This window comes from Kineococcus auxinigenes (genome assembly GCF_050871525.1).
Classification (GTDB): Bacteria; Actinomycetota; Actinomycetes; order Actinomycetales; family Kineococcaceae; genus Kineococcus.
This window is the reverse complement of sequence record NZ_JBKBCT010000112.1, coordinates 1-8476: the sequence shown is the minus strand read 5'-3', so window position 1 is coordinate 8476 and position 8476 is coordinate 1. Positions and strand designations below refer to the sequence as shown.

The following is an 8476-nucleotide window of genomic DNA, read 5'->3' as shown; positions in this document are numbered from 1 at the left end:
CGGCCGAGGGCAGCGGCCGAGGGCAGCGGCCGAGGGCAGCGGCCGAGGGCAGCGGCCGAGGGCAGCGGCCGAGGGCAGCGGCCGAGGGCAGCGGCCGAGGGCAGCGGCCGAGGGCAGCGGCCGAGGGCAGCGGCCGAGGGAGCTCAAGCCTGGCCACGAAGTTCCGATAGACGCAACAGACGCAAGCGAGTTGCGTTCATGAGCCGATATACGCAAACTGATTGGGCACATGGCGACGCGCCGTGGCAGAACGAAGGACGCGATGAGCACGCAGACGCTGACCAAGACCGATGTGGTGACGCCGACCGCGACGACTCGATCTGCAGCCGTGCGCGTCGAGGAGGACCTGGACGCGCGCACGCCCGGCCTACCCACGGCCACCTTGAGGCTTCCGAACGGCACCACGCACGAGGTGCCCGAGGAGCTGGTCGGCCTGCTCATGACCGCTATCCGCATCACCGCCCAAGGAGACGCCGTGGCCATCAGCACCGTGGCCGACGAGCTCACAACCTCAGAGGCCGCCGCACTGCTGGGCGTCTCCCGCCCCACGATGACCCGCCTGGTCGACACCGATCAGATCCCGGGCCACAAGGTGGGCTCGCACCGCCGAGTCTTCCGCAAGGACGTGGTGACCTTCCGCAGCAACCAGCTCAAGCGCCAGCGCCAGGCCGCAGTGGAGCTGATGCAGGCAGTCGACGCCCTCGGACTCGACGAGGACTGATCGAGTCAGTCAAAGACAGACCAACGCCAGAGAGGCGCCCGGTAACCTCACACGGTGACCGAGGCGCCTCTCTCCGTCTTCGCAGACGCCAACATCCTCGTCTCACGGTGCCTGCGTGACTGGTTCAACCTGTGCGCCTCGTTGTGCGACGAACCGTTGTACGTGGCCCGATGGTCCGACGATGTGATCACTGAGTGGAAGCGTGCTTGGCGAAAGCGCAACCCTGGCGTGACCGATGCGGCCCTTCGCCACCTCCTGAAGCTCTTCTTCGACAGTCATGGGCTGGACGGAGAGGTCATCGGATTCAACCCGCAGGATTATCCGCAGCCCTCGAAAGACATCCACGACTGGCACGTGCTTGCCGCGGCCGCCCACGCGAACGTCAACATTCTGCTGACCGACAACAAGAACACTTTCACGCCCGACTGTGTGCAAGGTCGCTTCGATGTCCTCACCAGCGACGACTTCTTCCAGCTAGTGCTCGACAGGCGACCGGACATCGTGGCTTCGGTCACCGAGCTCCAGCTCGCCTACTGGGGAGGTAGGGGCGAACAACCCGCCGAGGCTGTCATAGGACGCCTGGTCAGAGCACAGGCGACCGTCTTCGCCAGTCGCCTTCAGAAGGAACTGCCGCAGCTCTTCGAGGGATAGGTCACCGCCGTGTGGGGCGGCGCAGCCTGCACCGCCCCACACGTGACTAACCCTTGCCGAGCGTGGACCCAGCCTTCGACTTCGCGGACTTGCTCGAGGAATCGCTCCCCAGCGTCCTGCCGGCCTTGGAAAGAGCCGCCTTGGTGGGCTTACTCATGTTCACCCCCTTCCTTCTACCAAAAGTAGAAGGGAGATCCCCGAGAAAAGCAAGTCACCTCGTCCCGCAACACGTGGCCAGGGTCTACGTGGATGGCCTTAACCCCTTTACCGGACTAGCCAGCGAGTGAGGTTTACCTCGCCTCAAGACGCTTTAGCTGAGAAGCCCAGCCAGCGCGTAGGTGGGGTGGCGGTCCAGGTGGTGGCGGGCGCGGTCGTAGCGGCGGGTGGTGCGCGGGTCGGCGTGGCCTGCGGCGTCTTGGACGTCGCGCAGGGAGGCGCCGGCGTCCAGAGCCAGGGTGACGAAGGCGTGGCGCAGGTCGTGCGGGTGCAGGGTGTGCGCCTTGGCGGGCACCGCGGTGCGCGCCAGGCGGCGCAGCAGCCGCCAGATCGCGTGCCGATCCATGCCGCCGCCGGTGCGGGTGATCAGCAGCGGCCCGGTGGTGCGCCCGGCCAGGTACGCCTCCAGCGCGGCGGCGGTGCGTGGGGCCAGCGGGATGCGGGCGCGCTGCCCGCCCTTGCGGGTGAGGACCAGCACCCGGTGGCCGCGCTCCGTGCCCAGGTCCTCGGCGCGGGCGCCGCACACCTCGGAGACGCGCAGCCCGTTCAGGCCCAGCAGCAGCACCGCGGCCAGGGAGCGGGGGCAGTCGGCCTCAGCGGCGGCCACCAGCGCGGTCAGCTCCTCGCGCGACAGGCCCGTGCTGACGGTGGCCTCACCGACGCGGGGCCGGCGCACCCGGCTGACCGGGGAACGGGCCAGCACGCCCTCGTCGACGGCGTAGCCGTAGAAGCCGGACAGGGCCGCCAGTCGCCGGGCAGTGCTGGCCGGCGCCGCCCCGGCCTCGCGCAACTGCTGGGCGTAGGCGTCCAAGTGGGCGCGGGTAGCGGCCAGCGGCTCCAGGCTGTGCTCGGTGCACCAGGTGATCCAGGCGCGCAAATCCGTGGCGTAGGCGGTCCGGGTGGCACCGGAGTAGGCCAGCAGGAAACCGGTGGCCACCCGCTGCCAGGGTTCATCGACCGCCGGCCGCGCGGGCACAGCCGGCGCTGCGGGGACGAGGGCACCGCTCACGGGGCGCCTTCATCAGCCGCCGACGCGGCCTCCGGCACCGTCTCGGCCGGGCCGGTGGACGGCTGCGCGGGACCGTGCGGTGACGTCGACGGCAGGTCCGCCGGTGACGGTGAGGCGGCGTCCGGCGCCACCGGGGCTTCGGGGGCGGTAGGAGCTGCCGGCTCCTGCTCCGTCGTTGCGGTTGCGGACTGCAGAGGGAGTAGGTCGCCGAGGTCTGCGGTGAGGGCAACACCTCCCTGCACGAGGGTCACGACGGTGGCGAGATTGGTCAGCAGCGCCCAGAACTTCTGCGCCAGGTCGGGCTCCTCGCGCCGCAGGCGATCAGCGGCTTGACGGCGGCGGAAGCGGGTGGCGCCGGCGACCTGGTCGAAGGCGTCGTAGAGGGCCTGCACCCCGCGCACCCGCACCCGGGCGATCGCGTCCTGCATCAGGCGCAGCTGATCGACCAGGAAGGCGCGGACTTCTTCGTCGAGGTCGGCGTCGAAGACCTCCTGCAGCAAGGCGGCGACCGACTCGGCCAACCGCTCGAGGTCGTCGTCCGCGGGCTGCACTTCGGGAGCGACGGTGCTCAGCGCCCGGGAGGCGATCTGCAAGCCCTGCAGGTTGGTGTCGTTGAGGTGCTGGGTGAGGCTCAGAAGGGTGTTGTCGAGGTTGGTGGTGGCCCGCAACGCCTGACGCCAGGCCCCCAAGTGCTCCAGCGCGAGGTCTTCGTACACGCGCGGATCGTCGGCCCAGGCGGAGATCTGCTCCTCGATCTGCTCGGGCAACACGAGGGCATCGACAACCCTGATGGCGATGCCCCGGTGGTCCTCGGGCCAGTCCAGGTCCCACACCTTCCCCAGCGCCGCGCCCAGCTTCGTGGCGTTGCGGGCTTGAGCGTTGGTCCCGCGCAGCAGGGCGGTGAAGAGGGCGTGCAGGCGCCCGGCGGGGTTGTTGGTCGCGATCGTGGCCACGCTGGGCACCGTAGCCATGACCACCGACAGTAATCGACACCATAACGGTCCTTACGGTGTCGATCGGCGAGGCCAGCTCGGCGCCGGTGCCTCCACGCCTCCCGGCGGCCGTCGTGGTCTCAGCAGGCCGGCGCGGATCGCCGTCAGCCCTGCGGCCACAGCGGCTGGGCGCGCTGTGCGGCCTGCAAGAACACCTCGGTGTCCAGCTCGTGCACGCTCTGCTCGATGCCCTGGTCCAGCCACTGGCACACCACGCGCAGCGACCCGGGCGGCGGCAGCGGCCACAGCCAGTAGTCCCGATCGACCGAGCGGGGGCTGCCCCCTCCGCCACCGCCGTGCAGTACCGGGCGCGCGGGCTGCCAGTCGGCGGGGGGCACGCCGTGCGGATCGGGCAGCTCGCTGCCCGGCCAGGGGTCCACGTTGGTCGCTCGGCGTCCGTCGGCCAGCTCGAAGCCCCACTTCAACCGCCCGCGCCGCCAGGACGGCTCGTGCACACGGGCGTGGGCGTTGTCGAAGACCTCGTCGTACACGTCTACCCCGCTTAGGCGCCCGCGCAGCCGGACCCCCAAGCGCATGCTCAGCCCGGTGGGAAAGGCGCGCACCCCACTCAAGGTGACCACCGTGCTGCTCGAGCGGCCCAGCACCAGCTCCAGCGGCACCACCCCGGCCAGCACGTCCTCCGGCGGACCCGACCACGCCGGCTGGGCGGGCTCCTCCTCCTCGCGCTCAGGGGGCGGGGGCGGGTCGGGGAAGAAGTCCACAGCTGTGCCTCCTGGCAGCGACGACGACGGCGGTGGCGTCAGCATGCCCGCCGGCACCCGCACCAGCGCAGACCTTGGCCGAACACGTCAGCCAAGGCATCGTCCCGAAGCCACTCCCCGACCCGCAGAGAACGTCCTTTATCTACGGGCACGGCAGCCGCCTCGACTTACTGCTCATGCCGACCTGTGGACGTCGGAGACGGCACGGTCAGCTCGCTGTCCGTGCGAGGGCTAGCGTGCCCGGCCATGAGCGATGGTGCGGCTGAGCAGACGCTGGCCCTGGTGCGCACGCTGCTGGACCGAGTGCACCTGGCCACCGCCGGGGAGGTGCCGCAGGCGGTGGCCGAGGCGGCTCGCGCGCTGGGCTGGAGCGCGGTGCTGTACCTCATCGACTACGAGCAGCGCCTGCTGGTGCCCGCGCCGGTGACCGGGGTCCCGGGCCGGCGCCCGCAAGCGGTGGACAGGACCTTGGCCGGGCGCTGCTTCCGCCACGTGCAGGCGATGGCCTCCCCGGCCGGCACGCCGGGGGTGTGGCTGCCCGTGGTCGACGGCGCTGACCGCCTCGGCGTGTTGGAGGTCGCTGTGCCCGAGGGCGTGGACCTCGACGATCCGGTGTTCGCCGAGCGTTGCCGGCTGCTGGGTCACCTGACCGGGCACCTGATCACCGCCAAGCGGCCCTACGGCGACGCCCTGGACCAGCTCATGCGCCGGCGCCCGCGCACGGTGGCCTCCGAGTTGCTGCACCAGCTCCTGCCACCGCTGACCTTCGCGTGCGAGGGCCTGGTCGTCTCCGGTCTGCTGCAGCCGGCTTACGACGTGGCCGCGGACGCCTTCGACTACAGCGTCGTGGGTGACACCGCCCACCTGGCCGTGCTGGACGCCACCGGTCACGACCTGGGCGGCACGGTCTTGGCCGCGGTGGCCCTGTCGGCCTACCGCAACCGCCGCCGCAACGCTCACGGCCTCTACGACACCGCGACGGCCATGGATGAGCACATCGCCGCCCACAGCAACGGTGAGCGCTTCGCCACCGGGATCCTGGGCGAGCTGCAGCTGTCCACCGGGCGGCTGCGCTACGTCAACGCCGGGCACCCCGCCCCGCTGCTCATGCGCGAGGGCAAGGTCGTCAAGGAGCTCGAGGGCGGCCGGCGCATCATGTTCGGCCTCGGTGACGGGCAGGCCGCCATCGCCGAGGAGTGGCTGCAGCCCGGTGACCGCATCGTCTTCTACACCGACGGCATCACCGAAGCCCGCGACCGCGACGGGGAGTTCTTCGGCCTGCAGCGCCTGGTGGACCACCTGCACAGGGCAGCGACAGCGGGGCTGCCCGCCCCGGAGACCCTGCGGCGCATCGCTCACGACGTCTTCGACCGCCAAGGTGGCGTCCTGCAGGACGATGCGACCTTGCTCATCGCGGAGTGGGCCACCACGCGCGAACGCGCCCTCGTGTCCGCGGACGAGATCGCCGCGCAGGAGCTGTCCCCCTCCCACGGCGATCGCGAGGACGCCCCCCGCCGCTGAGCACGGCCCAGGTGGGGCCATCCGCACGTGACGCCGCGAGGTCGTGGCCCTGTGACCGCACGCACGACGGCCGCCGGGTCGAAGGACCCGGCGGCCGTGGAAGTGGTGGTCGACCCGGCAGTCGCCTCTCGGCGAGTGGCCGCTCGAAGCGGCTGAAGATGAGGCCCGGGGACATGCAGCGGAGCGACCACCCTCTACAAGCACCACCACCGCACCGGCATTCCTCTGCGCGGCTCCTGCCTGCCGGCGCTTGATGCTGACTTCGGCAACCTCGCACCGACGCCTGGCACCCGCACGATCAGCACCTGCGGGCATCCGGACATGCCGCGCGGTGCGCGATCACGGGCCGCTGACGACTTCAAGGTCTTGCTGCTGGTCGCGCGCGACCGACCTGCCCGGCAGTGCCAACAGCAATCGCGCCATATACCGCGGAAGGTCACAACCGCCCGTGAGGCCGCCGAGGCTGTGGGCATCTCGCGTGCCACGCTGTACCGGGCGCTAAGCGCCGACGAGCTGACTGATCAACGATGAGGCTCAGCACGCGGCTCGGGTGCCTGCACTGGCGTGCTCAGCGCGCTTCGCGCCAGGTGGCACCCGCAAGGTGTCGGGTACCGCAGCACGCCGACCCCGCGCTCAGGAAGAGATCGATCATGAGTCTTGACCCAGATGCCGCAGACGAGGCCCACCTGAAGCTGGCGCCTGATGCCGGCGCGCTTGCACAGGCTCGACGCTTCCTCAGCCTGTACGCCCAGCACAGCGGCTTGGACGCCGAGCGCGCTGACGACCTGGTGCAGGCAGCAGCTGAGCTGATGGCCGTCGGCAGGCGCGTGCACCAGGTCCTCACCCTGGCGGTGCACGAGCACCCCGACCGGCTCACCGTCCGGGTCGAGCTGGCCGGGCCGGTGAACGTCGACGTGACCGACGAGGCAGTCGTGCTGCTGAACGAGTTGAGCCGGCAGTGGGGCTGGCACCAGCTGCCGGGGTGCACACAGGTGTGGTGCGAGGTGGCCAAGCACGCCCCGACGCCTTGAGTCGCACACCCCACACCGCAACTCGCGCACTGGACCTCGCGCGTCCTCGACGTACGGCACTGGTCCCACAGCTGCGGTGATCTCCGCGCCCGGCGGGGTAGGTGGTGGACGTGGGCACCAGCAGCGGCACCAGCAGCAGGAGCGGCACCAGCAGGAACGGCACCAAGCACGTCGAGCGGTCCGGGGCGAGGGTGTGGTTGTGGCCGGCCGTGGCCGGTGCGGTGGCGCTGGCCGCGGCGCTGGTCCTGGCGCAACTGCGCCCGCGGGAGTCCTCGCTGCTCTCGCGCCTGGCCTGGCCGGGCGGCACCGACGGGGCCAGCACGATGCTGCAGGCGATCGCAGCGGCCTCCATCAGCGTCATCTCGATGACGTTCTCCCTGACCGTCGTTGCCCTGCAACTGGCCTCGCAGCAGTTCTCCCCGCGCCTGCTGCGCGACTTCATGCGCGACCCGTGGACGAAGGCCGTCCTGGCGGTGCTCGTCTCCACGTTCGTGTTCTCCCTGACGGTGCTGCGCGGGATGCACCCGGACCAGCCCCCGCCGGCGGCGGCGCTGTTCGTGGCGTTCGTCCTGGGCATCGCCTCGGTGGCGGCGGTGCTGGGTTTCATCCACCACCTCACGCGCCTGCTGCGGGTGGACACGATGATGCTGACCGTCCACGACGAGGCCCTGGCGGCGATCGACGCGTTCTACCCCTCCCTGGACGGCCCTGCGCGCCGAACCCCGGACGAACTGGACGCGGACTGGGCCGCGGCCACGGGCATCCCCGCCACCCGCAGCGGGTTCGTGCGCCTCGTGGACGTCGAGGACCTGGTGGGCGCCGCGCGCGAGCACGACGCCGTGGTGTGGATCGACGTGCGCCCCGGCGATCACGTCGTCGCCGGTTCCCCCCTGGCGAGCGCGTGCGCGCCCGGGCTGGACGAGCGCGGACGCGAGGAGCTGGCCGAGCGGGTGCGCGGGACGGTCGCCCTCGGCTACGAGCGGACCATCGAGCAGGACTCCGCCTTCGGTTTCCGCCAGCTCACCGACATCGCCGTCAAGGCCCTGTCCCCCGGCATCAACGACCCGGTCACGGCCGCGCACTGCATCGGGCACGCGGCCGACCTGCTGGTGCGCCTGACCGGCAAGCAGCTGGGCCCGACCGTGCACGAGGACGAGGACGGCACCGGTCGGGCCGTCGTGCCCGACCGGGACCTGCGCTACTACCTGGACCTGGTGTGCGGTCAGGTGCGCCGCTACGGCGAGCGCGAACCCACCGTGCTCGCGGCCCTGCTGCGCATGCTGCGCGACGTGGCCACCGCCGCCCGCACGCAGGAGCACCGCGACGAGGTCGAGCGGCAGGTCCGGCTGATCCTGGCGGAGGTCCCGGAGTCGATGGTCGACGCGGACGTCGAGCAGGTGCACGACCTCGCCGAGCGCGTGCGCACCGCCTCGGCCGGGGACGTGCGCGCCGCCTACCGCGACCGGGCCGGGGAGACCCGCTCGATCTAAGAGCGACCGGCAGTAGGCGGACCGGGCAGGGTGGCTCAAGCACTCGGTGAGGGTCTGGCGTGTCACGGACCCAGGCGAGCACGGGCCCCGGTGATCATGGAGTTCTCTACGCTTCAAGATCAC

Annotated in this window: 8 protein-coding genes; 5 read left to right on the top strand and 3 right to left on the bottom strand. The window is 71.2% G+C overall.

Going from position 1 to position 8476, the window contains the following annotated elements; translation table 11 throughout:
• The first annotated feature begins 262 nt into the window (after positions 1-262).
• Both ACRYR9_RS19025 and ACRYR9_RS19020 read left to right on the top strand, forming a co-directional pair.
• Positions 263-721: a helix-turn-helix domain-containing protein gene (locus ACRYR9_RS19025; RefSeq protein WP_432498879.1), complete on the top strand. Its 459-nt coding sequence runs from the start codon at positions 263-265 to the stop codon at positions 719-721.
• Between the two features lie 54 nt (positions 722-775).
• A complete protein-coding gene (locus tag ACRYR9_RS19020; RefSeq protein ID WP_432498882.1) occupies positions 776-1372 on the top strand; it encodes a hypothetical protein in 597 nt (198 codons plus the stop codon).
• Positions 1373-1682: 310 nt separating this feature from the next.
• Here the strand turns inward: ACRYR9_RS19020 and ACRYR9_RS19015 are convergent, their stop codons facing one another.
• From ACRYR9_RS19015 to ACRYR9_RS19005, 3 genes are all read right to left on the bottom strand, one after another.
• Positions 1683-2597 carry a tyrosine-type recombinase/integrase gene (locus tag ACRYR9_RS19015; RefSeq protein ID WP_432498885.1) on the bottom strand — a complete coding sequence of 305 codons (915 nt, stop codon included), beginning with the start codon at positions 2595-2597 and terminating at the stop codon, positions 1683-1685.
• Positions 2594-3550, bottom strand: coding sequence for a hypothetical protein (locus tag ACRYR9_RS19010; protein ID WP_432498887.1), 957 nt, complete (start codon positions 3548-3550; stop codon positions 2594-2596). The genes ACRYR9_RS19015 and ACRYR9_RS19010 overlap by 4 nt, the downstream gene beginning before the upstream one ends.
• A gap of 143 nt (positions 3551-3693) precedes the next feature.
• Positions 3694-4311: a hypothetical protein gene (locus tag ACRYR9_RS19005; RefSeq protein WP_432498889.1), complete on the bottom strand. Its 618-nt coding sequence runs from the start codon at positions 4309-4311 to the stop codon at positions 3694-3696.
• Between the two features lie 246 nt (positions 4312-4557).
• On the opposite strand from ACRYR9_RS19005, the gene ACRYR9_RS19000 reads away from it, so the two are divergent.
• The 3 genes from ACRYR9_RS19000 (at position 4558) to ACRYR9_RS18990 (ending at position 8353) form a co-directional block, all read left to right on the top strand.
• Positions 4558-5832, top strand: coding sequence for a PP2C family protein-serine/threonine phosphatase (locus tag ACRYR9_RS19000; protein ID WP_432498891.1), 1275 nt, complete (start codon positions 4558-4560; stop codon positions 5830-5832).
• Positions 5833-6482: 650 nt separating this feature from the next.
• Positions 6483-6863, top strand: a complete 381-nt coding sequence (locus tag ACRYR9_RS18995) for an ATP-binding protein (protein WP_432498893.1) — start codon at positions 6483-6485, stop codon at positions 6861-6863.
• Between the two features lie 110 nt (positions 6864-6973).
• Positions 6974-8353 carry a DUF2254 domain-containing protein gene (locus ACRYR9_RS18990; protein ID WP_432498896.1) on the top strand — a complete coding sequence of 460 codons (1380 nt, stop codon included), beginning with the start codon at positions 6974-6976 and terminating at the stop codon, positions 8351-8353.
• Positions 8354-8476 lie beyond the last annotated feature (123 nt).

Excerpts from the sequence above, each read along its gene's own strand:
- ACRYR9_RS19025 (WP_432498879.1), top strand. The coding sequence starts at position 263 with ATGAGCACGCAGACGCTGACCAAGACCGATGTGGTGACGCCGACCGCG.
- ACRYR9_RS19000 (WP_432498891.1), top strand. The coding sequence starts at position 4,558 with ATGAGCGATGGTGCGGCTGAGCAGACGCTGGCCCTGGTGCGCACGCTG.
- ACRYR9_RS18995 (WP_432498893.1), top strand. The coding sequence starts at position 6,483 with ATGAGTCTTGACCCAGATGCCGCAGACGAGGCCCACCTGAAGCTGGCG.